Raw genomic sequence first — 26,947 nt, forward strand, 5'->3', positions numbered from 1 at the left:
GCAGCGTCTCGCCGCCGAACGGAAGCGGCCGGTGCATCTGTTGCTGAGCGGCCTGACGCTGACGCCGGGCGGTGAACTGGACCGCTGGATGTCGGCGCAGACGCCGCCGCTAAGCTGGACCGCGCTGCCGATGTCGCCGACCGTGACGCGCGCCGCAGCCCTGTCTTCGAATCCGCCGCCCGCCGTGACGCGCTCGAACGCGCACATCACGACGGCACCCCATCATTCTGCGATCAAACCGAGAGCGCCCATGCAGACCACACCCGAAGCGATCGATCCCGACACCCTGACCCACCTGCAGCGGCTGGAAGCCGAGAGCATCCACATCATGCGCGAGGTGGTGGCCGAAGCCGAAAACCCGGTCATGCTCTACTCGATCGGCAAGGACAGCGCGGTCATGCTGCACCTGGCGATGAAGGCCTTCTACCCGGCCGTGCCGCCCTTTCCGCTGCTGCATGTGGACACCACCTGGAAGTTCAAGGCGATGTACCAGTTCCGCGACGAAATGGCGAAGAAGCTGGGCATGGACCTCATCGTGCACATCAACCAGGAAGGCGTCGCCAAGGGCATCAACCCGTTCACACACGGCTCGGCCATCCACACCGACATCATGAAGACCGAGGCGCTGAAGCAGGCGCTGGACAAGTACGGGTTCGACGTCGCCTTCGGCGGCGCCCGCCGCGACGAAGAAAAGTCGCGCGCCAAGGAACGCGTGTTCTCCTTCCGCACAGCGCAGCACCGCTGGGACCCGAAGAACCAGCGGCCAGAACTGTGGAACCTCTATAACGCGCGCAAGCACAAGGGCGAATCGATCCGCGCCTTCCCGATCTCGAACTGGACCGAACTGGACATCTGGCAGTACATCTATCTGCAGAACATTCCCATCGTGCCGCTCTACTTCTCGGCGCCGCGCCCGGTGGTCGAGCGCGACGGCACGCTCATCATGGTGGACGACGAGCGCATGCCGCTGCGCGCTGGCGAAGTGCCGCAGATGAAGAGCGTGCGCTTCCGCACCCTGGGCTGCTATCCGCTGACCGGCGCGGTCGAGTCGAATGCATCGTCGCTGACCGAAATCATCCAGGAAATGCTGCTCACGAAGACTTCGGAGCGTCAGGGCCGCGTGATCGACCACGATTCGGCCGGTTCGATGGAAAAGAAGAAGCAAGAGGGTTATTTCTAAATGGCACACGTATCAGACCTCATCGCGCAGGACATCGGCGCCTACCTGAAGCAGCACGAGCACAAGAGCCTGCTGCGCTTCATCACCTGCGGCAGCGTCGATGACGGCAAGAGCACGCTGATCGGCCGCCTGCTGTACGAATCGAAAATGCTGTTCGAGGACCAGCTGGCCGCGCTCGAAGCCGACTCGAAGAAGGTGGGCACCCAGGGCGGCGATCTCGATTTCGCGCTGCTGGTCGACGGCCTGGCCGCCGAGCGCGAACAGGGCATCACGATCGACGTCGCCTACCGCTTCTTCTCGACCGACCGGCGCAAGTTCATCGTCGCCGACACGCCGGGCCACGAGCAGTACACGCGCAATATGGTCACCGGCGCCTCGACCGCTGACCTCGCCATCATCCTGGTCGATGCGCGCCACGGCGTGCAGACGCAGACCCGCCGTCACAGCTTCCTGGTGTCGCTGATCGGCATCAAGCGCGTTGTCGTCGCGATCAACAAGATGGATCTGGTCGGCTATTCCGAGGCCACCTTCCGCCGCATCCTCGACGACTACCGCGCCTTCGCCGCCCAGCTGGGCCTGGAGGACATCGTCGCGATACCGATGTCCGCGCTGAAGGGCGACAACATCACGTCACAGAGCGAACAGATGGGCTGGTACCACGGCCCGACGCTGATGGGCTATCTGGAAACCGTCGAGGTCGACCAGAAGCGCCGGCTGAAGGGCCCCTTCCGCCTGCCGGTGCAGTGGGTGAACCGCCCCAATCTCGATTTCCGCGGCTTCGCCGGCACCATCGCCAGCGGCGTGATCGAGCCGGGCGCAGCCATCCGCGTGCAGCCTTCGGGCCGCACCAGCACGATCAAGCGCATCGTCACCGCCGACGGCGACCTGCCGCGCGCCATCGCCGGTCAATCGGTCACGCTGGTGCTGGAGGACGAGGTCGACATTTCCCGCGGCGACGTGATTTCGCACAAGGACACGCCGGCCGAAGTGGCCGACCAGTTCGAGGCCACGCTGGTGTGGATGCAGGACGAGCCGATGATGCCCGGCCGCGCCTACCTGATGAAGATCGGTACGCGCACGGTCACTGCCACGGTCACCGACATCAAGCACAAGGTGAACGTGAACACGCTGGAGCATCTGGCGGCCAAGCAGCTCGCGCTGAACGAAATCGCGGTGGTGAAGCTCGGCATCGACCGGCCTGTCGCCTTCGATCCCTACGAATCGGTACGCGAAACCGGTGGCTTCATCCTGATCGACCGCATCAGCAACGCGACCATAGGCGCCGGCATGCTGCGCTTCGCGCTGCGCCGCTCGCACAACATCCACATGCAGCACGTCGATGTGGACAAGGCGACCCGTGGCGCGATGAAGGGCCAGAAACCCTGCGTGCTGTGGTTCACCGGTCTGTCCGGCGCCGGCAAATCGACGCTGGCCAACCAGCTCGAAAAGCGCCTGAACGCGCTCGGCCGGCACACCTATCTGCTCGATGGCGACAACGTGAGGCACGGGCTGAACAAGGATCTGGGCTTCACCGAAGCGGACCGCGTCGAGAACATCCGGCGCGTCGCCGAAGTGGCCAAGTTGATGGTCGATGCCGGCCTCATCGTACTGACCGCCTTCATTTCACCCTTCCGCTCGGAACGCCGCATGGCGCGCGGTCTGCTGGAAGAAGGCGAATTCATCGAAATCTTCGTAGACACGCCAATCGCGGTGGCCGAGGAGCGCGACCCGAAGGGGCTGTACAAGAAGGCGCGGCGCGGCGAGATCAAGAACTTCACCGGCATCGACTCCCCCTACGAAGCGCCGGAGAACGCGGAAATCCGCATCGACACAAGCGGCCGCGACATCGAACAGACGGTCGATGACATGATGCAGCGCCTGCGCGATCTGGGCATCCTGATCGACGCGTGACAGGCGCGGTCGCCGGTGTCAGCCGGTGACCGCTCGGCGCCGTGCGGCGCGCTGCAGTGCATCGATGCAGGCCGTCACCCGTTCACGCGCAGCGCTCAGACTGAGCGCCGCGGCCTGTGCTGCGGCCGCGTCGCCGCGCCGCAGGCAATCGATGATGTCGGCACCCAGTTCGTGCAGTTCGCGGTGCGCCACATCGAGGCGCCGATATTCGTCGAGGCTGCCGTAGCGCTGTTCGCCCTCGGCGTGGAACCACAGACCGAAGCGGCATTGCGTCGGGTCACGCACCTCGACGTCGGTCAGGCGCGTCGTCTGGCCGGCGGCGATCGCCAGCACGTCGTCGGCCCAGCGGTTGAAGTCGCGTATCGCGGTAAACAGCGGCCGGTCGTCGATATCCCAGCTGAAATCCCGCCATTCCGTCCACCGCGGATCCGGCACCCAGGCCGCCAGCCACGGCAGCAGGTCAGCCGCCGGCATCGGTCGCGCGATGCCGTAGCCCTGAATCTGGTGACAGCCCAGACGCAGCAGCAGCAAGCCATGCTCCGGCGTCTCGACGCCCTCGGCCACCGATTCCCGCCGCAGTGCGCGCGCCAGCGCGATGACTGCCTGCACGACTTCGAAATCGTCCTCGTCGTCCAGCATGTCGAGCACGAAGGATTTGTCGATCTTGACGACATCGACCGGCAGACGACGCAGGTATCCGAGCGAGGCGTAGCCGACACCGAAGTCGTCGATCGCCACGCGCACGCCGAGCCGGCGGATGTCGCTGACCACGGTGGCGGCGCGCTCGATGTCGTTCAGCGCCACCGATTCGACCACCTCGATCTCCAGCACCCGGCGCGGCAGTTGCGGCTGCTCGGCCAGCAGTTCGGCCAGTCGCGCAACGAAGCCCGGCGCCAGCAGGTGCGGCGCGGATATATTGACCGACACGCTGAAGTGCGCACCGGCCGCCCACCAGTTCGACAGGTGGCGCAGCGCGTCGCGGATCACCCACTCGCCGAGGCGGTGGATCTCGAGATCGTTGTCGATCAGTGGCAGGAAGCTGTCCGGCGGCAGCAGGCCCTCCTCCGGGTGCTGCCAGCGCACCAGCGCTTCGGCGCTGACCATGCGCCCTTCGCGCATGTCGATGCGCGGCTGGAAGTACAGCCTCATCTCGCCGCGCGTGATCGCTTCGCCGATGCGTTCCTTACGGCGCAGGCGTTCGACCGATTCCTGGCTGTGCTCGAAATCGAACAGCCGGTAGCAGCGCCCGCCGGCCTGCTTGGCCGCGTACATGGCCTGGTCCGCGTGGCGCAGCAGCGCGTCGGCCTCGCTGTCGTTCAGCGGGTAGAGCGTGACGCCGATGCTGGCTGGCGTGCTCACCTCCTCGCCGGCGAGATGCAGCGGCTCGGCCAGTGCGTCCAGCATGCGTTCGAGACAGGTTTCCATCTCGCCGACATCGCTGAGCGAACCGAGCAGCACGACGAATTCGTCGCCGCCCAGCCGCGCCACCGTGTCGTCCATACGCACCGACGCGCTGAGGCGGTGCGCGATGGCCTGCAGCAGCTCGTCACCGGCTTCGTGGCCGAGCCGGTCATTCACCGCCTTGAATTCGTCGAGGTCGAGCACGCATACCGCGAGCAGCTTGTCCTGGCGGCGCGCGCGGGCCATCGCCTGCGTCAGTCTGTCTTCGAGCAGCAGCCGGTTGGCCAGACCGGTCAGCGGGTCGTGTGTCGCCTGCCAGCGCAGGCGTTCCTGCATTCGATGGCGGTCGGTGGCGTCACGGAACACGACGACCGCACCACAGACGCCGCCGTGCGCATCGCGTATCGGCGCCGCCGAGTCCTCGACCACGCGTTCCTCACCACTGCGCGACACCAGCAGCGTCTCGCCGTCCAACGGCATCACGACCTGCTGGCGCAGCACCTCGATCGCCGGATCGGGACGGGGCTGGCGGGTCACGCCGTCGACCAGACGGAGCACCTCGGCCAGCGGACGGCCCGCCGCCTCGTCGTTGGTCCAGCCGGTCAGGTGCTCGGCAACCGGGTTCAGGAAATCGATGCGGCCGTCCTCACCGGTCGAGATCACTGCGTCGCCGATCGACAGCAGGGTGACGCGCAGCCGCTCCTTCTCCGCCGACAGATTCCGCTCCAGCCGGATACGGGCCGAAATGTCACGCAGCGTCCACAGCGCTCCCTGCTTCGCGTCGCCGACGCGGATGGGCAGGAAATCGCGCTCGATCACGCGGCCGTCCTTCAGCTGCACGCGCTCGCCTATCACCGCCTCGCCGCGCTGCGCAATGTCGAGCGCGCGCTGCACGCTGGCTGCACCGTCGGCGAACAGCGCCTGTGCGTCGATCAGCACATCCTCGCGCCGCCGACCGATGAAGTCGGACGGGTCTCCCGACACCGACAGCAGTTCGCAGAAGGCGTGGTTGCACAGCGCGATACGCCCGTCGGCGTCCTCCATCACGACGCCGATATACATCTGCGCGAGCAGGCTGTAGAGGCGCGAACGCTCGAGCGCGAGGCCGGCTTCAGCGTTCTTCAGCGGCGTGATGTCGGTGTGGGTGCCGCTCATCCGCCGGGCGTGTCCGCTGGCGTCGCGAACCGCCGATCCACGCGACATGATCCAGCGCCAGCCACCGTCGCGATGTCGTGCGCGAATGATGATTTCGTAGACTGGAATGCGCCCTTCGAGATAGTCGTTGATGCGGTCGAGCAGGCGCGGCAGATCGTCCGGATGAACGCGATCGAGAAAGGCGTCGGGGCGATTGCCCAGCTCGTCGTCGGAATAGCCGAGCATCTGCTTCCAGCGCGGCGAGTAATAGACATCGTTGCTCGCCAGGTCCCAGTCCCACACGCCGTCGTTCGAACCCTTGACGGCGAGCTCGAGCCGCTCCTGCGTCTGCTGCAGCACGCGGTCCTTGCGCATCAGCGTATCGAGCGTGTCGTTGATGCCGTCGAGCAGATCGCCAAGTTCGTCCTGGCGGCGATGCGTCAAACGCTGCGACAGATCGCCTTCGCGTACCCGCTCGAACAGGCTGCGTGCGCGGCGCAGGTCCGCGGTCAGACCACGCGCCAGCAGCATCGCCAGCAGGGTGCCGATGACGATGGCCGTCAGCGCGTAGAGCGCGCCATCGAACACCGCGCGTTGCAGCGCCACCGCCTCGCTCTGGTGGTTGCGCGCGATGCGCACCCAGCCGACCAGCCGGTCGCCGTAGTGCACGGGCGCCAGCGCGTCGCTCAGCTCCGCCGTCTGCTGCAGCAGTCGTGCCCCCTGCCCGACGCCCGCAGACAGCGCGGACCGGCTGAGCGCGTCCGACAGCATCGTACCGCTGCGCTCGGCCTCGGTATGGACCAGCACCCGGCCATCGGGATCCAGATACATCGCGTATTCGATGCCGGGCGAACTGCGCACGCTCTGCAGCAATTCGTCGAGGCCGGCGAGATCGTTCGCCAGCACCCATTCCCGGCCGCTGCGCGACAGCAGTTCGACCTCGGCCAGCAGCGCCTCGCGCGACTGCGCCAGCAGCACCTCGCGCTCGCGGCGAACCAGATCGCTGACGAAGAACGAAATCAGTACCGCGTGCAGCACGACGATCGACAACACCAGCCGACGCGTCAGCGACGCCGTGAGCAGCGTGCGCAGTCGGGCAGCGAAGGTAGCGGCGAGCGTCATGGTCCGATCGGGCCTATCAATTCCGCGTAACGGGCGAGCATCGCGTGCACCGGCGCGTAGCGAGCATCGGTCGCCGGCTCGAAGCCGGCAATCTCGGCATTGACCAGCAGTCGCCGCCCTTCTTCGGTCGCCGCCAGACCGAACAGGAACTGCGCGACGCGTTCGACCAGTTCGGGCTCAAGGTCCGCCCGCGCCATCAGGCTGTTGTTCGGAAGGTTGTCGGTAACCCAGGCAACCTCGAGCTGGGCAGCGAGCTCCGGGTAGTCCTTCTGGAACGCACGCCAGGGCGGCGGCCAGGTTGCGCCTGCGTCAACCAGGCCACGCGCCACGTTCAGGATACTGGATTCCTGCGAGCCCACCGTCCTGACGTCGAGCTGGCGTGCAACGTCGAGACCCGCCTCGCGCAGATGCAGCAGCGGCAGCATGCAGGCCGCCACCGCGGTGCGCGCAGGACAGCTGAAGGTCGCCCCGCGCAGGTCGAGCGGCTGCCGGATCGGACTGTCGCGGCGCCGCAGTATCAGACCATGAAAGTCTTCGTCGCCAGACACCTTGCCGAAGACGCGGTAGGCGGGCGCCGCGACCGAAACCGTCTGATAGGGATTGGGCAGTGCCAGATCGAGCGTCCGCTCGCGCAGTTTGCGTTCGTAATCCGCGTAATCGCGCGAGGCCTCCAGACGGATCACGACATCGGGCAGCGCTTCGTTGAGCGCTTCGACGATAGGGCCGTAAAGCGCCATAAGACGCCCTGGGTTGTGCAGAGGGTGCACGCCGAAGCTGAGGCGACGCAACTGCGGCACCGCATCGGCTCGTGAGTACTCGGGCCGCTGTACCACCGGCGCGTCGTCGGCGCAGCCGGACAGCAGCGAGACGGTCATCACGCCCAGTACAGCGCACACGCCGCGGCGCAGCGTATCGACGCATCGCCGCTGCATTCGAGCGGCTTCGGGCACCGTCGCAGTTATCAAGGGGTCTCCTGTTCCGCTTCCACGTCAGTGCGCATCATGCATTCACTTCGTAGCGGATAACGTCAGTCCGTGAGCCTTACTGAAGCACCGCCGGCAATCGCTGCTCACGTGCAAACAATGCATCGATGAAAATACCGTTTGCGTCGCGCGCGCTATTCCCGTATAAGCACGTCTGTAGGTGATTTCAAGCATGAACGTGTTGTGCGTCGGTTCTCGATTTTCAAGTCAGTACTCCGCTTGCCATATTCCCCTTGAGGTTTCCCTGCGCTACGGTCTTCGCGTGTCGCGAAGACTTGTTCAAAACTACGTATTCAAAGGAATTCAAAAATGGCAACTGGTACTGTCAAGTGGTTCAATGACGCCAAGGGTTTCGGTTTCATCTCCCCGGACGACGGCGGTGAAGACCTGTTCGCGCACTTCTCCGCGATCCAGGGCAACGGCTTCAAGTCGCTGCAAGAAAACCAGAAGGTGTCGTTCGAAGTGACCCGCGGCCCGAAGGGTCTGCAGGCCTCCGAAATCAAGCCGCTCTGATTCTTCAGACGGTTTGAGATCGCCGCAAGGCGATCCGCACTGAAAGAAAGCGCACCTCACGGTGCGCTTTTTTTTCGCCTACAGCTTTCGTCCGGCAAATAGCATAGGCGAAAAAAAGCCCCGCCGAAGCGGGGCTTCCTGCTGCAGCGCCGATTACTTCTCCTTGGCGTGCGCAGCGAACTTCAACCAGGTATCGACCACCGTGTCCGGGTTCAGCGACACGCTCTGGATGCCCTCGTCCATCAGCCACAGCGCGAAATCCGCGTGGTCGGACGGGCCCTGGCCGCAGATGCCGACATACTTGCCCAGACGGTTCGCGGTGCGGATCGCCATCGACAGCAGCTGCTTGACCGCCGGGTCGCGCTCGTCGAAGGCGCCGGCCACCAGGCCGGAGTCGCGGTCCAGGCCCAGCGTGAGCTGGGTCAGATCGTTAGAACCGATCGAGAAGCCGTCGAAGTGCTCGAGGAACTGCTCGGCCAGCAGTGCGTTGGACGGGATCTCGCACATCATGATCAGGCGCAGGCCGTTCTCGCCACGCTTCAGACCGTGCTCGCCGAGCAGCTTCACCACTTCGGCAGCCTCGCCGACGTTGCGCACGAAGGGCACCATCAGTTCGACGTTGGTCAGGCCCAGCTCGTCGCGCACGCGACGCATCGCGCGGCACTCGAGTTCGAAGCAGTCGCGGAAGCTGTGCGCGATGTAGCGCGACGCGCCGCGGAAGCCCAGCATCGGGTTCTCTTCGTCCGGCTCGTAGATGTCGCCGCCGAGCAGCTTCTTGTACTCGTTGGACTTGAAGTCGGACAGACGCACGATGACCGGCTTCGGCCAGAAGGCGGCGGCGATGGTGGCCACGCCTTCGACCAGCTTGTCCACGAAGAAAGCTTCCGGATTTGCGTAACCGCGGGCGCGACGGCGGATTTCCTCACGCAGGCGGGCCGGCGCCTGGTCGATTTCGAGAATCGCCTTCGGGTGGATACCGATGGTGTTGTTGATGACGAATTCGAGACGGGCCAGACCGACGCCGGCATTCGGCAGCTGGCAGAAATCGAAGGCCAGTTCCGGATTGCCGACGTTCATCATCACCTTGAGGTCGAGGTCGGGCAGATTCGACAGGTCGGAAGTGACCACCTCGAAATCGAGGCGACCGCGATAGATGTTGCCGGTATCGCCCTCGGCGCAGCTGGCGGTGACTTCCTCGCCTTCAGTCAGCGTTTCGGTCGCGTCGCCGCAGCCGACGATGGCCGGGATGCCCAGTTCGCGGGCGATGATGGCGGCGTGGCAGGTACGGCCACCGCGATTGGTGACGATGGCGGCGGCCTTCTTCATGACCGGCTCCCAGTTCGGGTCGGTCATGTCGGTGACGAGCACGTCGCCAGCCTGCACCTTGTCCATCTCGGCTGCGCTTTCGACGATGCGCACCGGACCGGCGCCGATCTTCTGGCCGATGGCACGGCCGCTGGCCAGCACCTTGCCGTACTGCTTGAGGCGGAACTTCTGCTGCGACATGCCGGACTCGTGCGACTTCACCGTTTCCGGACGCGCCTGCAGGATGTAGAGCTGGCCGTCGACGCCATCCAGACCCCACTCGATATCCATCGGACGGCCGTAGTGCGCTTCGATGGTCATCGCGTAGCGCGCCAGCTCGAGCACCTGTTCGTCGGTCAGCGAGAAGCGCTGGCGATCGGCGTCGGTCACGTCGACCGTCTGCACGCTGCGACCCGCGGCCGCGGCGGCAGCGAACTCCATCTTGATCATTTTGCTGCCGAGGGTGCGACGGATCACCGCCGGGCGACCCTGGGCCAGCATGGGCTTGTGGACGTAGAACTCGTCCGGATTGACCGCGCCCTGCACCACGGTCTCACCCAGACCGTAGCTGGAGGTGATGAACACGACGTCGCGGAAGCCGGATTCGGTGTCCAGCGTGAACATGACGCCGGCCGCCCCCTTGTCCGAGCGCACCATGCGCTGCACGCCGGCCGACAGCGCGACACCCGCGTGCATGAAGCCCTTGTGCGCGCGGTAGCTGATCGCGCGGTCGTTGTAGAGCGATGCGAACACCTCGCGGATCGCGTGCAGCACGTTGTCGATGCCGGAAATGTTCAGGAAGGTTTCCTGCTGGCCGGCGAAGGACGCATCCGGCAGATCCTCGGCGGTGGCCGAACTGCGCACCGCGAACGAGCCATTGCCGGCGGCGTCCAGTTGCGCGTAGAAGCTGCGGATGTCGGCTTCGAGCTGGGCCGGGAACGGGGTGTCCATCATCCACTGACGGATCTGCGCGCCGGTACGGGCCAGCGCATTGACGTCATCGACATCCAGCGCCTCAAGGGCGGCGTGGATGCGATCGGCCAGGCCGTCCTGCGCCAGAAACTCACGGAAGGCTTCAGCCGTGGTGGCAAAACCTCCGGGTACGCGCACGGACTTGGGGAGCTGGCTGATCATTTCGCCCAGCGACGCATTCTTGCCACCGACGCTTTCGACGTCGGTCATGCGCAGCTGTTCGAACGGGATGACGTAGCGAGACATGGGTATCCTCTCTTGAACATGGGGCGATCGCTTGTTGCGGCGACCGTGTACTTTCCTGTCGCACCGGGTGGGTGCGCGGGAAGCCGGCATTCTAGTTAAAGTCGCTGTTGCGCTGCGGAAATTTTTCCGTCCAACGTGATGTTTACGTTCTGATTCCTGAGCAAATGGCCATGAGAACCGTCTTCTTCATCTCCGACAGTACCGGCATCACCGCAGAAACCCTGGGCCGCAGCCTGCTCTCCCAGTTCGAGGGCATGAAATTCCGGCAAACCCGTGTTCCCTTCGTCGATTCGGTCGATAACGCGCTCGATTGCGTCGAACGGATGACCGAAGCCAAGATGCGCGACGGCGAGCGACCCATCGTCGTCACCTCCATCGTCAATGCCGAGGTGGCACGCACGGTGCGCCAGGCCGATGCGCTCTTTCTCGACATGTTCGAGCACTTCGTCGGCCCGCTGGAGGAAGAGCTGGGCCAGGCGGCGAACCACAATGTCGGCCGCCAGAAGGGCATGGAAGAAAGCGCCGACTACCAGCGCCGCATCGAGGCGATCAATTTTTCGCTGGCACACGACGACGGGATGTCGCACAAGGAACTGGCACAGGCCGACGTGATCCTGGTCGGCGTATCGCGCTCCGGCAAGACGCCGACCAGCCTCTACATGGCGATGCAGTTCGGCGTGAAGGTCGCCAACTATCCGTTGATTCCCGAGGATTTCGAACGCAACAAGCTGCCGACCGAGCTGGTGAAGTACCGCGCCAAGCTGTTCGGTCTGACCATCTCGCCGGAGCGGCTGTCGCAGATCCGCGAGGAGCGCCGGCGCGGCAGCCACTACGCCTCGATCGAGAACTGCCGCTTCGAGGTCGAGGCGGCACAGAAGCTGATGCGTATGGAAGGCATACGCTGGCTCGACTCGACCCACAAATCGATCGAGGAAATTGCCGCCATCGTGCTGCAGGCGGTGCAGGTGGACGAGAACGCCTACTGATGGAGCGAATAGGCCGCAACGCTGTCGCGACACGGCAGCGCTGACCACGGCAGGCCCTCCTCGTCGTCCAGCGGTCCATGCAGCAGACGGGCGTAGCGCCGCGCCGCGGTCGCCACGTCGTAATCGCGGGCAACGTCGGCGCGTGCCTCGCGCCCATAGCGCTCGGCAGTTGCCGCGTCGCCGAGCAGTCCGATCGCCGCATCGCCCAATGCTGCGGGGTTCGCCGCCTCCACCAGACATCCGCTCACGCCGTCACGCAGCACCTCGCGGGCCGGCGCATGTCCCGGCGCAACCACGGCGCAGCCGTTCGCCATCGCCTCGAGCACCGACTGCGAGCTCCGGCCCGCGTGCAGGTGCACCGTGGACAAGGCCAGCAGAGCACCCCGACGCGCCTCTCCCGGGTCATCGACGAGATCGATACGGGCGATGTCGGCCGCGCTGCCGCTGACCGATGGAAGCGGGCGCCCGATGACCAGTACCCGACAATCGGCGCGGGCGCGCAGCACCTGTTCGAGCGCGCCGGCGAGCGCCTGCGCATCATCCGGGTCGGCCCAATCTTCCATCAGCACGCTGAGCATGGGCTCGCCACGAAAAAGCGGACGGCCATCCCGGCTGAGCACCTTGCCGACGGCGAGAGGCTGGGCGCTGGCAATGCCTTCGTGGATGACATCGATGCGCGAACGCAGCACCTCCGGATGACGGTCGCGCTGCCACCAGCTCGAGCAGACGACCGCGTCGAAGCCGGCCGCGTCGGCCGGATCAGTCCGCTCATCGACATGAAGGACCTGATGCGCTTCGGGAAAATCGCGCAGCACCCGCGCCGCCGTTCCGGGATCGGTATCCACCAGCACCGCGTGCGGACGCATCGCCGACGTCGGCAGGCGCATCGACGCCGGACTTGCGGCCGAACGCACCTGCCAGCCGGGAAGCTGCGCCCAGTGCGGAATGAGCGGACTGAACCGCCCGCGTGCCGCACGTTGCACGACCAGCAAGCGGAATTCGCGCCGCAGGGAGCCCTCGGTCACGCGGGGAAAGAACACTGATGAGCACACTCGGGCCATGCCAGCCTCCTTCAGTCTGCCTCGCGACGACCCCATGCCGACGCGCCGCCGGAAACAGCGACGCTACACGGGACGATGAAGCCGAAGAATAATGCAAATGTACTAATCCGGCGGTAAATCCCAGGCTGTGGTGCAATAGCCGTCCGTACCAGACTGCTTTTCGCACCATGTTCAACCCCTCCCGCGACCAGGCCCGCCAGTTCTTCCTCGACACCTGGGCCAAGCGCGGCGGCAATCAGCCGCTGACGCAGATGGAAACGCTGGCACTGACCCTGATGGGCCGTCATCCGGAGTACCACGCGCTGCTCGATCAGGGCGAACGCGCCCTGACGCGTGAGTACCCTCCGGAACTGGGCGAAACCAACCCCTTCCTGCACCTGTCGCTGCATCTGGCGATCGAGGAACAGCTGGCGATCGACCAGCCGCCGGGCATACGCGCCGCCTTCGAGGCCCAACGCGCGAGGCTGGGCGACGAACACGAGGCGCTGCACCGTGTGCTGGACTGCCTCGGCGAAACGATCTGGCGCGCGCAGCGTGATCGCCAGCCACCGGACGGGGCGGCCTACGTTGCCTGCGTCCGCGCAGGACTGGACGACTGAAGCAGGTCAGGCGCTAACATGTGCGCCCTCTTCTCCAGTCGCTGCATGCAATGACCTCGACCGACGCATCTGTTCACACCATAGACTTTCACGGTCAGCCCGCGCTCGAACTGCGCGCACCCGACGGCGCCCTCTGCGTGGTCAGCCTGTTCGGTGCGCAGGTACTGTCCTGGGTGCCGGTCGGCGGCAAGGAACGGCTGTATCTGTCGCCGCAGGCGCGCTTCGACGGCCGGAGCGCGCTGCGTGGCGGCATTCCGGTCATCTTCCCGCAGTTCGCCGAGCGCGGCAGCGGCCCGCGCCACGGTTTCGCGCGCACCCTCGTCTGGCAGGTCGATCAGACTCGCGTATCGAAGGACTTCGCCATCGCGACGCTGCGCCTGACCGACGACGAAGCAACGCGCGCGGTCTGGCCACACGCCTTTGCGCTGGAACTGACCGTGGTGATCGGCGGCAACCGGCTCGACCTCGAACTTTCGGTCGAGAACACGGGTGACACCGCCTTCGACTTTGCCGCCGCGCTGCACAGCTATCTGCGCGTCGCCGAGGTCGAGAACTGCCGCCTCGAAGGCCTGCGCAACACGCGTTATCTCGACGCCACCGACGGCGACAAGGCGAAGGACGACAAATTGGACGCACTCATCGTCGAGGACGAGGTCGATCGCCTCTACCGCCGCGCGCCCGACACGGTCGTGCTGCACGACGGCGCCCGTGCCTTCGGTTTCCAGAGCGAGGGATTCCCGGATCTGGTCGTATGGAATCCGTGGGAACACAAGTGCCGGGCACTGAACGACATGCCCGACCTCGATTTCCGCCGCATGATCTGCATCGAACCAGCGATCGCCGAGCGCCCGCAGACGCTGGCCGCCGGAGAACAGTGGAGCGGTCGCCACACCATAGTCGCCGCCTGACGGAAAAGAGGACGGAAAGAAAAAGGGCACCCGCAGGTGCCCTTTTTGCGTGACGCAGCGGCTCAGCCCAGCGCCTGACGCACCTGATCCAGCGTCGTCGGATCGTCCAGCGTGGTCAGGTCGCCCGGGTCGCGCCCTTCCGCAATGGCCTGGATGGATCGACGCAGCATCTTGCCGGAGCGGGTCTTGGGCAGACCATTGACGAACACGACCCGGCTCGGGCGCGCGATCGCGCCGAGCAGGCCGTCCACGGTCTGCATCACTTCCTTCTCCAGCTTGGCGCGGTCATCCGCAGTTGCGGTCCGGGCCGGATCCTTCACCACCGCAAAAGCCAGTGGCATCTGACCCTTCAACTGATCGGCGACGCCGACCACGGCAACCTCGGCAATGGCCGAATGCGCCTGGATGGCTTCCTCGATCTCGCGCGTGCCCAGGCGGTGCCCGGCCACGTTGATCACGTCGTCGGTGCGACCGAGGATCTTGTGATACCCGGCCTCGTCGCGGATGCCCCAGTCGAAGGACGAATAGACCAGCGGCGACTTGAACAGCGAGAAATAGGTGCGGACGAAACGGTCGTCGTCACCCCAGACGGTGGACAGGCAGCCGGGCGGCAGCGGCGGCACGATGCCGACGATGCCCTTCTCGTTCGGACCGCATTCGCTGCCGTCCTCGCGGAAGATGCGCAGGTCGTAGCCATATACCGGCGCACCCGGAGAGCCGAGCTGGATCGGCGTCTTCTCGACGCCCGGCAGCTCGCACAGGATGGGCCAGCCGGTTTCGGTCTGCCAGTAGTTGTCGATGACCGGCTTGTCGAGTGCTGTCATCAGCCATTCGTGCGTCGGCTCGTCCAGTGGTTCGCCAGCGAGGAAGATGTGGCGCAGCGACGACAGGTCGTGCTTCTTCAGGTAGGCGGGATCCTGCTTCTTCAGCACGCGCGCGGCAGTCGGTGCCGAGAACATGACCGTCACCTTGTACTTCTCGACCAGGCTCCACCAGATGCCGGGATCCGGGCGCAGCGGCGTGCCTTCGTACATCAGCGTCGCCATGCCGGCGATCAGTGGACCGTAGATGATGTAGGAGTGACCCACCACCCAGCCGATGTCCGATGTCGTGAACATCGTTTCGCCCGGGTTGCCGCAGTAGATGTGCTTCATCGACGCGGCCAGCGCCACCGCGTAGCCGCCGGTGTCGCGCTGCACGCCCTTCGGCTTGCCGGTGGTGCCCGAGGTGTACAGGATGTAGGAGGGCTCGCTCGACTCCAGCCAGGCGCAGGGCACTTTCGCATCCATGTGCTGTGCGCGCAGCGTCGCGTAATCGACGTCGCGGCCTTCGGTGCGCGGGAAACCCTTCTCCAGCCCGCGATCGACCATGAGCACTTTCTGCGGCGGATGCTCGGCCAGCGAGCAGGCCTCGTCCAGCAGGTGCTTGTAGGGCACGACCTTGCCGCCCCGCATGCCGGCCTCGGCCGACACGATCACCTTGGGCTTCGCGTCATCGATGCGCGTCGCCAGCGAACCGGAAGCGAAGCCGCCGAACACCACCGAGTGAATGGCGCCGATGCGCGCGCACGCCAGCATCGCGAAAGCGGCCTCGGCAATCATCGGCATGTAGATCAGCACGCGGTCGCCGCGGCCCACGCCGAGTGACTGCAGAATGGCCGCCGTGCGCTCGACCTCGCGCTGCAGTTCGGCAAAGGTGTAGGTCTTCTCGGTGTCGGTTTCGGTCGACACGAAGATCAGCGCCGGCGCGTCGGGACGCTGCGCGGCGTGACGGTCGACCGCGTTGTGGCACAGATTGGTGGTACCGCCGACGAACCACTTGGCAAAAGGCGGACGGGAAAAATCGCAGATCTGCTGCGGCGGCGCCTGCCAGTCGATCAGACCGGCCTGCTCGGCCCAGAACTCATCGCGTTTGGCGATAGAGCGGGCACGGAACTCCTTGCTTGCTGACATTCAACTCCTCCAACCCCGCACCACTGTGAATTGACCTGATTGATCTTTTTTATTGTGTGTTTCGCTTGTCGACCTAGCCTGGCTGCTGCTTGCCGAGGAGCGAAGTATCGGCTTCGGCTGCGTGCTCGCGCAAGCAGTCGAGCGGAATGTTGCAGTCGTACTTGACTCCGATCAATTCCAGCAGCGGCAGCAGCCGGTAGATCAGCGCCGGCAGTTGCGGCTCGATCTCGGCCTGTGCGCCCGACTTGATCAGCAGCAGCGCACGCTCGATGCTGACGATGCCGGCCGTCCACGCGAATTTCTGCGGCTCGCCGCCGGTGCTTCGCACCGCGTTGCCGCCCTCGCGGTGCGCCAGATCGGCACGCGCCACGGCCAGGCCCAGCATCTGCGACACCGACTCAGCCTGGTCGGCCAGACTGTTGGCGACGCCGATGTTCAGACTGATGCGCAGTGTCTGGCCGCGATACTGCATCGCCGTTGCGCCGATCACGCTGCGCATCCGGTTGGCAAACTGTTCAGCGCTCTGCAGGCTGATGTCCGGCGTGATGATGGCGAACTGGCCGTCGCCGATCTGCGAGAAGGTATCTTCCTTGCGCACTTTCGTGGCCAGCACCTTGGCCAGCTTGCGCATGATGAGGTCGGTCACGTGGCGACCGAAGTTGCGGGTGATTTCGCCGAAGTTGTCGATGCCGACAATCAGCACGCTGACCTGACCGTGATAGCGCGCCGCCGCGGACATCAGCTGCGCGCCGTGGATTTCCATGTACTGCGGCGTCGCCATGCCCGAATCCGGGTCGATCGGCGAGGCGGCGGCCAGCGCCTCGCGGCTGTCGGCCAGTTCGCGCGACGTCTTGCTGAGCCGGCTGGCCGATTCGATGCGCGACAGCAGTTCGACGGTACCGATGCCCTTGGTGATGAAGTCGGTGGCGCCGAGTGCCCGCGCACGCTCGCGCGCCGCGTCGTCCTCGTCACCGGAAATCATGATCACCGGAATGTCAGCGATGCGCTGGATGTGCGAGGCGCGGATGCGTTCGAGCAGGCCGTAGCCGTCGAGGTGCGGCATGCTCAGATCCGACAGCACGACCTGGATCGAATCATCGACCAGCAGCGTCGCCCAGCCGGCTTCGCCGTCGGCCTCCTCGCGGCACTCGAAGCGGTCGCGGATGCGTTTGATGATGGACGCGCGCACCATGCGCGAGTCGTCTACGACAAGCACCTTGGCGTGCATCACATCATCGCTGGGCGGGGAATCACTCATGGGCCGCGCGTCGGCTGGGATGGTCGGACCCGCGATTGTAGGGGAAGCCGGCGCGCTGTCGCGCAACATGTTGGCGGTGTCGGAAAACTTGGCAGATGGGGGTTGCGTCGGTATATTCCGGCCCCATGCTCCGAATATCCCTTCTCCGGATGTGGTTGTGCGCCGCGACTGCGTGCGCGCTCCTCGCCTCCCCCGCCGTTCGGGCCGAGCCCGCTCCGGCACCGGAAAGCAACGTATTCACGACGCTCTACGGCCCCTTCTCGGGCGAACGTGTGCTCGAGCACGCCAATGCCGCGGCTGACGCGGTGACTGACCTGATCGACAACGGCCTGTCCCTGCTTGGTATCCGTTACCGTTTTGGCGGCAACACGCCGCAGAGCGGCTTCGACTGCAGCGGTTTCGTGCGCCATGTGTTCTCCGACGCGCTGGGCGTGCTGCTGCCGCGCACCGCGGTCGAAATGGCGCGGGTCGGTGAAACGATTCCGAAGGACGAACTGCAGCCGGGCGACCTGGTGTTCTTCAACACGCTGCGCCGTTCCTTCTCGCACGTCGGCATCTACCTCGGCGACAACAAGTTCATGCACGCCAATTCGCGCGGCGGCGGCGTGCGGGTCGACGACATGACCGGCCGCTACTGGGCCAAGCGCTTCAACGGCGCACGCCGGATCGACGTCGATCAGGGCAGCGACATTTCGCTGCGCTGATTCCTTCCGGCCGGCTTCACTTTGCGCGCGGACACGCCGCGCACCTGACCGCGCCGCACCCCTCCAACGCTGTTTTCAATGCACACACCGAACGGCGGCAGGCCACCACCGGCACGCCGCTGTCGCGTGCCGCGTCGCGATAGGCCTTCATCACGTTGTGGCCGAGAAAGTCGGTAAACAAAATCACCACGTCGGTGCCGCCGGGCAGGCGCTGCGCCTGCCGCTGGTGCTTGGGATCGCGACCGGTGATGTGATGACGGATCTTCAGGCCGAACTCGGCCAGCACCTCGGGAATGTTGCCGAGGCGATCGGCCCCGACCAGAACAGCGTCCATGCGAACATCCTTTTGAGAACGATTCGCATTCACGGTAGCGCAATTGCGAATGCTTTGCAATTGCGAATTGCTTCTGCTAATTTCCGGCCGCATCGTGACGCACTGATTCGCGCACGAAACTTGCGACCGTATCTCCTGGAGCGACCATGAAATCCCGACTCATCCGCCTCGCAACGGCGTTGACCGCCGCCTTCGCGCTGACCCCGGCGCTTGCGCAGGAAAAGGTGCTGAACCTCTATTCCGCCCGTCACTACCAGACGGACGAAGCGCTGTACTCGAACTTCACGCGCCAGACCGGCATCAAGATCAACCGCATCGAAGGCAAGGAAGACGAACTGGTCGAGCGCATCCGCAACGAAGGCGCCAACAGCCCGGCCGACGTGTTCATCACCGTTGACGCCTCGCGCCTGGCCCAGGCCGATGCGCTCGGCCTGTTCGCGCCGGTGAAGTCCGCCGTGCTCGAAGAGCGCATCCCGGCCCACCTGCGTGACCCGGAGAACAACTGGTTCGCGTTCTCGACCCGCGCCCGCGTCATCATCTACAACAAGATGAAGCTGAAGTCGGCCGACGTCGCCAATTACGAGGACCTGGCCAAGCCGGCGCTGAAGGGCAAGCTCTGTTCGCGCTCCGGCGCCCACCCGTACAACGTGTCGCTCGGCGCTGCGCTGATCCAGCACTGGGGTGAAGCCAAGACCGAAGAGTGGGCACGTGGCGTGGTCGCCAACTTCGCCCGCGCGCCCAAGGGCGGCGACACCGACCAGATCAAAGCGGTGGCGGCTGGCGAGTGTGACGTGGCCGTGTCGAACACCTACTATCTGGTGCGCCTGCTGCGCTCGGGCAAGGCGGAAGACCGCTCGATGATGGAAAAGGTCGGCGTCGTGTGGCCCAACCAATCCAGCTTCGGCACCCACATCAACATTTCCGGCGGCGGCATGCTGAAGACGGCGCCGAACAAGGACGCCGCGGTCAAGTTCCTGGAGTACCTCGCCTCGGACGAAGCCCAGGCCTATTTCGCGAACGGCAACAACGAGTGGCCGGTGGTGAAGTCGGCCGTGGTGGCGAACCCGGAACTGAAGTCGCTCGGCAACTTCAAGGCCGACACGCTGAACGTGGGCGAACTGGCGCGCACGACGGCCCAGGCGCAGAAGGTGTTCGACCGTGCCGGCTATCGCTGATCCGGCGATCTAGGCCCATCAGCGAAGGCCCCGGTACCGCAAGGACCGGGGCCTTTGCACATCTGCGGACGCCGTAGAATCCGGTCACGTATCAAGGCCGGAGGTCGTCATGCTCGCGTCGCTCACCCTGCTGCTGGTGCTGCAGCTGATCGGGGAAGTGCTGGTCCAGTGGCTGGGGCTGCCGGTACCCGGCCCGGTGGTCGGCATGGCGCTGCTGTTTGCCGCCCTGATGATCCGTGGCGACACGCCGGCACCGCTGCGCGAGACGGCCAACACGCTGCTGCAGCACCTGTCGCTGCTGTTCGTACCGGCCGGCGCCGGCATTATGGTGCACGCCAGCCTGCTCGCCCGCGAGTGGCTGCCGACCTTGACTGCGGTCGTGCTGAGCTGCGCGATCACGCTGCTGCTCACCGCCGCCGTGCTGCGCCTCGGAGCGCGCGGGCGATGAGCGGCGAAATCCGCGAGCTTTGGGTCTATCTGGCGGCCAGCCCGCTGCTCGGCCTCACGCTGACTCTGCTGGCCTACCAGGCGGCGCATGCGCTCTACCTCAGGCTCGGGTCGCACCCGCTGGCCAATCCGGTCGCTCTGGCGGTGGCGCTCATCGTTGCCCTGCTCACGCTGACCGGCACGCCCTACGCCGTCTATTTCGACGGCGCCCAGTTCGTGCACTTCCTGCTCGGCCCGGCCACGGTCGCGCTGGCAGTGCCGCTCTACGCACAGCTACCGCGGCTCAAGCAGCTGTTCGGCCCGTCCATGCTGGCGCTGCTGGCCGGGTCAGTGGTGTCGGTGCTGTCGGTATGGTGGATCGCGCAGGCGCTCGGCGCCGAGCCGCGTACGCTGCTGTCGCTGGCGCCGAAATCGGTCACCACACCGATCGCCATGGGCATTTCGGAAAAGATAGGTGGCCTGCCCTCGCTGACCGCCATCCTGGTCATCCTGACCGGCATCGTCGGCGCCGTCATCGGCCCCGCGCTGCTCAAGGCCACCGGCACCCGTGACCCGGCGGTAACCGGCTTCGCCATCGGCATGAGCGCCCATGGCATCGGTACCGCGCGCGCCTTCCAGCTCGGCGAGACGGCGGGCGCCTTCTCCGCGCTTGCAATGGGATTGAATGGTGTCGTCACGGCGATTGTCGTGCCGCTGATCGCCCGCTGGTTAAGCTGACCGTGCCGCCCCGAGCACAACATGGGCCATACTTACGCCCCTTGGCCTGCTCCCGCACTCCGCTTCAGGCCCCAACACAAAGCAGCACATGAGCACGCAACCCAGTGAAAAGAAGTACCGCGCCATCGGCCACCTGCCGGAAGGCGACAACGCCGGCCGCCACCCGGCCGACGCCACCGCGCACGCGACCGCTCCGTCGGACATCGTCTGCCGGCTGCCCACCCGCTGGGCCGACTTCACGCTGCACGGCTACGCCGACCCGAAGACCGGGCTCGAACACGTTGCGCTGACGCTGGGCGACTTCAGCGACGGCGCGCCGGTCATGCTGCGCCTGCACTCCGAATGCCTGACCGGCGACACGCTGTTCAGCCTGCGCTGCGATTGCGGCCCGCAGCTCGAAGCGTCGCTGCGCGCGATTGCTGCCGAAGGCCGCGGTGCCCTGGTCTACCTGCGACAGGAAGGGCGCGGCATCGGCCTGATCAACAAGATCCGCGCCTACGCGCTGCAGGACAGCGGCGCCGACACGGTGGACGCCAACCGCATGCTGGGTTTCGAGGACGACGCGCGCGACTATCGCTACGCCGCTCACATCGTGCGCAGCCTCGGCATACGTCAGGCGCGCCTGCTCACCAACAACCCGCTGAAGGTGCGGGCGCTGGAGAGCGAGGGTGTCGAAGTGGTCGAGCGCATTCCGCTGCACGCCGGTGCCAACCCGATGAATCACCGCTACCTGGCGACCAAGGCCCAGCGCATGGGCCACATTCAGGACTGATGAGCCACGCCGACGCGCAGGACTTCTGGTCCGACAAGTACCGCGCCGTCGGCGAGTCCTATCTGTTCGGCACCGCGCCGAACCGCTTCCTCGCTGCACAGGCCGGTCTGCTCCGTGCAGGACAGCGCGCGCTCAGCGTCGCCGACGGCGAAGGCCGCAACGCGGTCTGGCTGGCCGAACAGGGGCTGGACGTGACGGCGACCGAACTGTCGCCAGTTGCACTCGACAAGGCCGAAGCACTGGCTGCCGCGCGCGGCGTGCGGGTCGATTTCGCGCTGGCCGACGCGCTGAACTGGACCTATCCGGACGAAGCCTTCGACCTGGTGGTGGCCATCTTCATCCAGTTCGCGGCGCCCGACGAGCGCGCCCGGCTGTTCGAAAACCTGAAGCGCACGCTGCGCCCGGGCGGATGCATCGTGCTGCAGGGCTATACGCCGAAACAGCTCGATTACCGCACCGGCGGGCCGTCAGCCGTCGACAATCTCTATACCGCCGCAATGCTGCGCGAAGCCTTCGGCGACTTCGACATCGAGCGGCTGGACGAATACGAGGACGTTCTCGACGAAGGCTCCGCGCATCGCGGACAGTCGGCACTCGTGGGAATGGTGGCGAGAAAGCCTGGCTGAACAAGCGCAGGCTGGTGCCCAGGAGAGGACTCGAACCTCCACGCCTTGCGGCGCTGGAACCTAAATCCAGTGCGTCTACCAATTTCGCCACCTGGGCACGCGGCGCGGATTGTACACCCGCCCCCGGTATACTCGGCGCCCCATGTCGGTCGAACACTACGAAAACTTCCCGGTCGCGTCCCGCCTGATGCCGCCCGCGCTGCGCGAGCCGGTCGCGGCCATCTACTGGTTCGCCCGCAATGCGGACGACATCGCCGACGAGGGCGAGGCCGCCCCGGAAGCGCGCCTGGCGGCGCTCGAACTGTGCCGCGAGCAGTTGCGCGTCATCGAACGCGGCGGCATGCCGGACGACCCGATACACGCCCGGCTGGCCCGCACCATCCGCGCGTGGTCACTGCCGCTGCCGCTGTTCCACGACCTGCTCGACGCCTTCGCGCAGGACGTCGTGAAAACCCGCTACGCAAACGACACAGAACTGCGCGACTACTGCCGCCGCTCGGCCGACCCGATCGGCCGGCTGCTGCTCTGCCTGTACAAGGTCGACGACGCGGAAAGCCTTGCGCAGTCCGACGCGATCTGCAGCGCGCTGCAGCTGATCAACCACTGGCAGGACGTCGCCATCGACATCGGCAAGAACGCCGACGGCCTGCCGCCCGGCCGCATCTACATTCCGCTCGACACGATGGCGCGCTTCGGCGTCACCGAGGCGCATCTGCGCGAGGCCCGCTGCGACGACGCCTTCCGCGCCATGATGAAACACCTGGTCGATGACGCCCGCGCACTGATGCGTTCCGGCATGCCGCTGGCACGCCGCCTGCCCGGTCGCATCGGCTGGGAACTGCGCCTGATCGTGCAGGGTGGGCTGCGCATTTTGCAGCGCATCGAACAGGTCGATTACGATGTGTTCCGCCGCCGCCCGAAACTGGGCCGAACCGACTGGCCGCTGATCGGCCTCAAGGCCCTCACCTACCGATGACTCCCGACGAATACTGTCAGGACCGCGCCGCCAAGAGTGGCTCGTCCTTCTATTACAGCTTCCTTTTCCTGCCGCCGCCGCGCCGCCGTGCGATCACCGCGCTGTACGCGTTCTGCCGCGAGGTCGACGACGTGGTCGACGAAACCGAGGACGTCGGCATCGCGCGCACCCAGCTCGCCTGGTGGCGCACGCAGATCGACGCCTGCTTCGACGGCACGCCGGAGCATCCGGTCTGCCTCGCGCTGCTGCCGGCCATCCGCGACTACGGCCTGCCGCGCGAACAGCTGCTCGAAGTCATCGACGGCATGGAAATGGATCTCGACCAGTCGCGCTATCTGGACTTCAAGGGCCTGCAGCTCTACTGCTACCGCGTCGCCTCGGTGGTCGGCCTGCTCGCCTCGCAGATCTTCGGCTCCACCCACCGTGACACGCAGAAGTACGCGCACGACCTGGGCATCGCCTTCCAGCTCACCAACATCATCCGGGACGTCGGTGAGGACGCGCGCCGCGGCCGCATCTATCTTCCGGTCGAGGAGCTGCAGCGCTTCAACGTGCGCGCCGCCGACATCCTGAACGCGCGCTACAGCGACGAGTTCCGCCAGCTGATGGAGTTCCAGATCGCCCGCGCCCGCCAGTACTACGAACAGGCGATGGCTGCGCTGCCTAAGCAGGACCGCGCAGCGCAGCGACCGGGCCTGGTGATGGCCGCGATCTACCGCACGCTGCTCGACGAGATCGAGCGCGACGGGTGCCGCGTGCTCGACCGGCGCATCGCGCTGACGCCGCTGCGCAAGCTGTGGCTGGCGTGGAAAACCTGGCTTAGAAGTTGAGCACCACGGTCGCCATCGTCGGTGGCGGATGGGCCGGCCTGGCCTGCGCGGTCGACTGCGTGCGCCGCGGCCTGCGCCCTACGCTGTTCGAAGCCGCCCCCCAGGTCGGCGGCCGCGCACGCACCGTGCGCATGGATGGTCTGCCGCTGGACAACGGCCAGCACATCCTGATCGGCGCCTACAGCGAAACGCTGACACTGATGCGTGCCGTCGGCGCAGACCCCGACGCACTGCTGCAGCGCCTGCCGCTGGCGCTCGAATTCGACGACGGCTTTTCGTTGCGCGCACACAGCAGCGGACGCCTCGGCCTCGCCATTGCATTCCTGCGTGCCCGCGGCATGAGCGGGCGCGACCGTGTGGCCGCGCTGCGGCTGATGCGCGCGATACGCCGTACACCGGCGGGCGACGAAACCGTGGCCGCCCTGCTCGCCCGCACGGCGCAGACCGACGGCGCAATCACGCACCTGTGGGCGCCGCTGTGCATCGCCGCGCTGAACACCTCGATCGAACAGTCCAGCGCCCGCGTGTTCGCGCGCGTGCTGACCGACAGCCTGATGGGGCCACCGGGTGCGGCCGACCTGCTGCTGCCGCGCGCAGACCTCGGCAGTCTGCTGCCGGAACCGGCGCTGTTCTGGCTGCGCGCGCACGGCGCAGCGGTGAACACCGGAACGCGCGTACGTGCGGTGCGCCAGCAGGCCGACGGCTTCGCCATCGAGGTCCCCGACGGCGCACCGTGCTTCGACCGCATCGTGTTCGCCTGCAGCCCGCATCAGTTGCCGGCGCTGCTCGGCGACCTGCCGGGCATGCAGGACATCGCGCGACAGGTCGCGGCGCTGGAGTACGAAGCCATCACCACGGTCTATGCCGCATTCGACGCCCGCACGCATCTGCCCGCGGCGATGACCGGCTTCGTCGCCGGCGAACCCCACTGGGTGTTCGACCGCGGCCAGCTCGGCGGTCCGCCCGGCCTGCTGGCCAGCGTCGTGTCGGCAGCCGGGGCGACGCGGGAAGAAACCGAGCGCGCCGTTCTGGCCGCCTTGCGCCGGCAGTTCCCGGCGCTGCCGGAGCCGCTGTGGGTGCGCACGATCAGCGAACGCCGCGCCACCTTCCGCTGCACGCCGGGGCGTGCTGTGATCGAACAGCCGCGCGACACCCGGGTCGCCATCGCCGGCGACTACCTCGTCGCCGACTATCCAGCCACGCTGGAAGCGGCCGTGCGCAGCGGCCTGGCGGCTGCCAGCAGACTCCCTTTGTAGGCATGCATTGGTCGTCGCTTACGCGTAGCCCTGTGCTCGCGTTGCGGCGATATCCGCGTCGACCGGGCATGCAGCCGCCGTATCGCGAGCAGAGCTCGCTCCCACGAGAACCAGCAATTAAGCGGCCGTGCCGCGCACCTTGATCCGCACGCCGTCGCACTCCACCACCTGACCGGCGCGGATCTTGGCGGTGCGACGCGATTCCGGCTTGCCGTCCACCATCACGCCACCGGCGTCGACGCGGGCCTTGCCCTCGCCGCCACTGGTGACGACACCGGCAATCTTCAGCAGGTCGCACAGGGCGACGTACTCGCCCCGCAGTTCGAAATCGACGTTTTCCATTGCAGCTTTCAATAGGCGCACAGGCGCTCGCAGGCCTGTGCAATGAGCGCTTCGCTCTTGGCGAAGCAGAAACGGATGAGCTTCGCGTCGAAGCCATCGTGGTGGAAGGCTGACACCGGTATGGTGGCTACGCCGGCTTCGCGCATCAGCCGGCGCACGAACACGGCGTCCGGCTCGTCGCTGATCGCGTCGTAGCGGGCGAGCTGGAAATAGGTGCCGGCGCAGTCCAGCAGTTCGAAGCGCGAGCCGGCCATGCGGGCGCGGAAATCGTCGCGCTTCTGCTGGTAGAAGGCGCCGAGGTCGAGATAGCGCGACGCTTCCGACATGTAATCGGCCAGCCCGAGCTGGCAGGGCGTATTCACCGCGAACACGTTGAACTGGTGCACGCGGCGGAATTCTGCGGTCAGCGACGGTGGGGCGCAGACGAAGCCCACCTTCCAGCCGGTCACATGGAAGGTCTTGCCGAAGCTGGACACCAGCAGCGTGCGCACCGCCAGTTCCGGCAGGCGGCAGGCGCTGGCATGTTCGCGGCCGTCGAACATGATGTGCTCGTACACCTCGTCCGAAATGACCAGGATGTCGCGGCCCTCGCACAGCGCGGCGAGCCGGCGCTGGTCGTCGAGCGACCAGGCGGCGCCGGTCGGGTTGTGCGGCGTGTTGGTGATGATGAGCCGGGTGCGCGGCGTGATCGCGCGCGCCACCGCATCCCAGTCCGGCAGGAAGTGCGGCGCCTGCAGCCGGATGAACACCGGCGTCGCGCCCGCCAGCCGGATGCCCGGCAGATAGCTGTCGAAGGCCGGCTCGAAAATGATCACCTCGTCGCCCGGCCCGGCCAGCGCCGTGATCGCGGTATAGACGGCCTGGGTGGCACCCGCGGTGATGGTGATTTCGGATTCCGGGTCGTACTGCGCGCCATACACCGCGGCCATCTTGGCGGATACCGCAGCGCGCAGCGCCGGCTGACCGGCCATCGGCGAATACTGGTTGTGGCCGGCGTGCATGTGCCGCGCCACCGCGTCGAACAGTTCCGGACCGGCGGTGAAGTCGGGAAAGCCCTGCGACAGGTTCAGCGCGTCCAGTTCGGCGGCTTCGCGCGAAATGACGGTGAATATCGTGGTGCCCACGTCGGGCAGCTTGGACGGCACGCGGCCGCTGTAATCCTGCATGGCAGACATCGCTCTGGCTTGGAGGGCGGATTATGCTTGAGGCCCCGACGCAATACGGCATGCCCGCCCCG

24 protein-coding genes and 1 tRNA gene are annotated in these 26,947 nt (G+C 66.2%); 15 read left to right on the forward strand and 10 right to left on the reverse strand.

The annotated features are described in order from the left end of the window. Positions 1-250: 250 nt before the first annotated feature. Together cysD and cysN are read left to right on the forward strand one after the other, a co-directional pair. On the forward strand, positions 251-1,180 hold the full coding sequence (gene cysD / locus METRZ18153_RS20910; protein ID WP_051091718.1) for a sulfate adenylyltransferase subunit CysD: 930 nt from the start codon (positions 251-253) through the stop codon (positions 1,178-1,180). Beyond that, complete coding sequence (gene cysN, locus METRZ18153_RS0112225) at positions 1,181-3,091, forward strand: sulfate adenylyltransferase subunit CysN (protein WP_020164996.1); 1,911 nt, start codon at positions 1,181-1,183, stop codon at positions 3,089-3,091. It abuts the gene before it with no gap. 18 nt (positions 3,092-3,109) lie between these two features. On the opposite strand, the gene METRZ18153_RS0112230 is transcribed toward cysN, so the two are convergent. Continuing rightward, positions 3,110-6,748, reverse strand: a complete 3,639-nt coding sequence (locus tag METRZ18153_RS0112230; RefSeq protein ID WP_020164997.1) for an EAL domain-containing protein — start codon at positions 6,746-6,748, stop codon at positions 3,110-3,112. Beyond that, the gene (locus METRZ18153_RS0112235; RefSeq protein ID WP_020164998.1) at positions 6,745-7,680 is read right to left on the reverse strand and encodes a phosphate/phosphite/phosphonate ABC transporter substrate-binding protein; all 936 of its coding nucleotides are present in this window, start codon (positions 7,678-7,680) and stop codon (positions 6,745-6,747) included. Before METRZ18153_RS0112235 ends, METRZ18153_RS0112230 begins: the two co-directional genes overlap by 4 nt. Positions 7,681-8,040: 360 nt before the next feature. Between METRZ18153_RS0112235 and METRZ18153_RS0112240 the strand changes: the two genes are divergently transcribed. Beyond that, a complete protein-coding gene (locus METRZ18153_RS0112240; protein WP_019917894.1) occupies positions 8,041-8,244 on the forward strand; it encodes a cold-shock protein in 204 nt (67 codons plus the stop codon). 153 nt (positions 8,245-8,397) lie between these two features. Here the strand turns inward: METRZ18153_RS0112240 and ppsA are convergent, their stop codons facing one another. Beyond that, complete coding sequence (gene ppsA / locus METRZ18153_RS0112245) at positions 8,398-10,767, reverse strand: phosphoenolpyruvate synthase (RefSeq protein WP_020164999.1); 2,370 nt, start codon at positions 10,765-10,767, stop codon at positions 8,398-8,400. Between the two features lie 170 nt (positions 10,768-10,937). Between ppsA and ppsR the strand changes: the two genes are divergently transcribed. Next, positions 10,938-11,753 carry a posphoenolpyruvate synthetase regulatory kinase/phosphorylase PpsR gene (gene ppsR / locus METRZ18153_RS0112250; protein WP_029143729.1) on the forward strand — a complete coding sequence of 272 codons (816 nt, stop codon included), beginning with the start codon at positions 10,938-10,940 and terminating at the stop codon, positions 11,751-11,753. Here ppsR and METRZ18153_RS0112255 read toward each other — a convergent pair. After that, entirely contained in the window at positions 11,747-12,814 is a 1,068-nt protein-coding gene (locus METRZ18153_RS0112255) for a glycosyltransferase (protein WP_232416040.1), read from the reverse strand. The genes ppsR and METRZ18153_RS0112255 overlap by 7 nt on opposite strands. Positions 12,815-12,981: 167 nt before the next feature. Here METRZ18153_RS0112255 and METRZ18153_RS0112260 point away from each other — a divergent pair, with 167 nt between their 5' ends. Together METRZ18153_RS0112260 and METRZ18153_RS0112265 are read left to right on the forward strand one after the other, a co-directional pair. Then, on the forward strand, positions 12,982-13,413 hold the full coding sequence (locus tag METRZ18153_RS0112260; RefSeq protein WP_020165002.1) for a DUF1841 family protein: 432 nt from the start codon (positions 12,982-12,984) through the stop codon (positions 13,411-13,413). 50 nt (positions 13,414-13,463) lie between these two features. Next, positions 13,464-14,321, forward strand: coding sequence for a D-hexose-6-phosphate mutarotase (locus tag METRZ18153_RS0112265; protein ID WP_020165003.1), 858 nt, complete (start codon positions 13,464-13,466; stop codon positions 14,319-14,321). A gap of 62 nt (positions 14,322-14,383) precedes the next feature. Here METRZ18153_RS0112265 and METRZ18153_RS0112270 read toward each other — a convergent pair whose 3' ends face one another. Beyond that, positions 14,384-16,273 carry a propionate--CoA ligase gene (locus tag METRZ18153_RS0112270; protein ID WP_020165004.1) on the reverse strand — a complete coding sequence of 630 codons (1,890 nt, stop codon included), beginning with the start codon at positions 16,271-16,273 and terminating at the stop codon, positions 14,384-14,386. A gap of 73 nt (positions 16,274-16,346) precedes the next feature. Continuing rightward, complete coding sequence (locus METRZ18153_RS0112275) at positions 16,347-17,531, reverse strand: GGDEF domain-containing response regulator (RefSeq protein WP_043363884.1); 1,185 nt, start codon at positions 17,529-17,531, stop codon at positions 16,347-16,349. A gap of 149 nt (positions 17,532-17,680) precedes the next feature. Between METRZ18153_RS0112275 and METRZ18153_RS20225 the strand changes: the two genes are divergently transcribed. Then, the gene (locus tag METRZ18153_RS20225) at positions 17,681-18,235 is read left to right on the forward strand and encodes a C40 family peptidase (RefSeq protein ID WP_029143730.1); all 555 of its coding nucleotides are present in this window, start codon (positions 17,681-17,683) and stop codon (positions 18,233-18,235) included. A 16-nt stretch (positions 18,236-18,251) separates the two neighbouring features. On the opposite strand, the gene METRZ18153_RS0112285 is transcribed toward METRZ18153_RS20225, so the two are convergent. Next, the gene (locus METRZ18153_RS0112285; RefSeq protein ID WP_232416042.1) at positions 18,252-18,602 is read right to left on the reverse strand and encodes a DUF2325 domain-containing protein; all 351 of its coding nucleotides are present in this window, start codon (positions 18,600-18,602) and stop codon (positions 18,252-18,254) included. A gap of 113 nt (positions 18,603-18,715) precedes the next feature. Here METRZ18153_RS0112285 and METRZ18153_RS0112290 point away from each other — a divergent pair, with 113 nt between their 5' ends. From METRZ18153_RS0112290 to METRZ18153_RS0112310, 5 genes are all read left to right on the forward strand, one after another. Next, positions 18,716-19,744, forward strand: a complete 1,029-nt coding sequence (locus METRZ18153_RS0112290; protein WP_029143731.1) for a Fe(3+) ABC transporter substrate-binding protein — start codon at positions 18,716-18,718, stop codon at positions 19,742-19,744. A 109-nt stretch (positions 19,745-19,853) separates the two neighbouring features. Then, a complete protein-coding gene (locus METRZ18153_RS0112295) occupies positions 19,854-20,192 on the forward strand; it encodes a CidA/LrgA family protein (RefSeq protein ID WP_020165008.1) in 339 nt (112 codons plus the stop codon). After that, a complete protein-coding gene (locus METRZ18153_RS0112300; RefSeq protein WP_020165009.1) occupies positions 20,189-20,908 on the forward strand; it encodes an LrgB family protein in 720 nt (239 codons plus the stop codon). The genes METRZ18153_RS0112295 and METRZ18153_RS0112300 overlap by 4 nt, the downstream gene beginning before the upstream one ends. 88 nt (positions 20,909-20,996) lie before the next feature. Beyond that, positions 20,997-21,680 (forward strand): GTP cyclohydrolase II, encoded by a 684-nt coding sequence (gene ribA, locus METRZ18153_RS0112305; protein ID WP_020165010.1) that lies wholly within the window; start codon positions 20,997-20,999, stop codon positions 21,678-21,680. Then, positions 21,680-22,306 (forward strand): SAM-dependent methyltransferase, encoded by a 627-nt coding sequence (locus METRZ18153_RS0112310; RefSeq protein WP_020165011.1) that lies wholly within the window; start codon positions 21,680-21,682, stop codon positions 22,304-22,306. Before ribA ends, METRZ18153_RS0112310 begins: the two co-directional genes overlap by 1 nt. 12 nt (positions 22,307-22,318) lie before the next feature. Here the strand turns inward: METRZ18153_RS0112310 and METRZ18153_RS0112315 are convergent. Further along, positions 22,319-22,403 (reverse strand) — tRNA-Leu (locus tag METRZ18153_RS0112315). Positions 22,404-22,448: 45 nt separating this feature from the next. Here METRZ18153_RS0112315 and hpnC point away from each other — a divergent pair. Genes hpnC through hpnE form a run of 3 tightly spaced genes read left to right on the forward strand, consistent with a single transcriptional unit; the run spans position 22,449 to position 25,368 of the window. Next, the gene (gene hpnC / locus METRZ18153_RS0112320) at positions 22,449-23,282 is read left to right on the forward strand and encodes a squalene synthase HpnC (RefSeq protein ID WP_020165012.1); all 834 of its coding nucleotides are present in this window, start codon (positions 22,449-22,451) and stop codon (positions 23,280-23,282) included. Then, on the forward strand, positions 23,279-24,112 hold the full coding sequence (gene hpnD / locus METRZ18153_RS0112325) for a presqualene diphosphate synthase HpnD (protein WP_020165013.1): 834 nt from the start codon (positions 23,279-23,281) through the stop codon (positions 24,110-24,112). Before hpnC ends, hpnD begins: the two co-directional genes overlap by 4 nt. Then, on the forward strand, positions 24,109-25,368 hold the full coding sequence (hpnE, locus tag METRZ18153_RS0112330) for a hydroxysqualene dehydroxylase HpnE (RefSeq protein ID WP_020165014.1): 1,260 nt from the start codon (positions 24,109-24,111) through the stop codon (positions 25,366-25,368). Before hpnD ends, hpnE begins: the two co-directional genes overlap by 4 nt. A 117-nt stretch (positions 25,369-25,485) precedes the next feature. On the opposite strand, the gene METRZ18153_RS0112335 is transcribed toward hpnE, so the two are convergent. Continuing rightward, complete coding sequence (locus tag METRZ18153_RS0112335; protein WP_020165015.1) at positions 25,486-25,710, reverse strand: RNA-binding S4 domain-containing protein; 225 nt, start codon at positions 25,708-25,710, stop codon at positions 25,486-25,488. 8 nt (positions 25,711-25,718) lie between these two features. Continuing rightward, positions 25,719-26,885 carry a methionine aminotransferase gene (locus tag METRZ18153_RS0112340; protein ID WP_269744944.1) on the reverse strand — a complete coding sequence of 389 codons (1,167 nt, stop codon included), beginning with the start codon at positions 26,883-26,885 and terminating at the stop codon, positions 25,719-25,721. Positions 26,886-26,947: the final 62 nt, after the last annotated feature.

The organism is Methyloversatilis discipulorum, from assembly GCF_000385375.1.
In the GTDB taxonomy this organism is placed as follows: domain Bacteria; phylum Pseudomonadota; class Gammaproteobacteria; order Burkholderiales; family Rhodocyclaceae; genus Methyloversatilis; species Methyloversatilis discipulorum_A.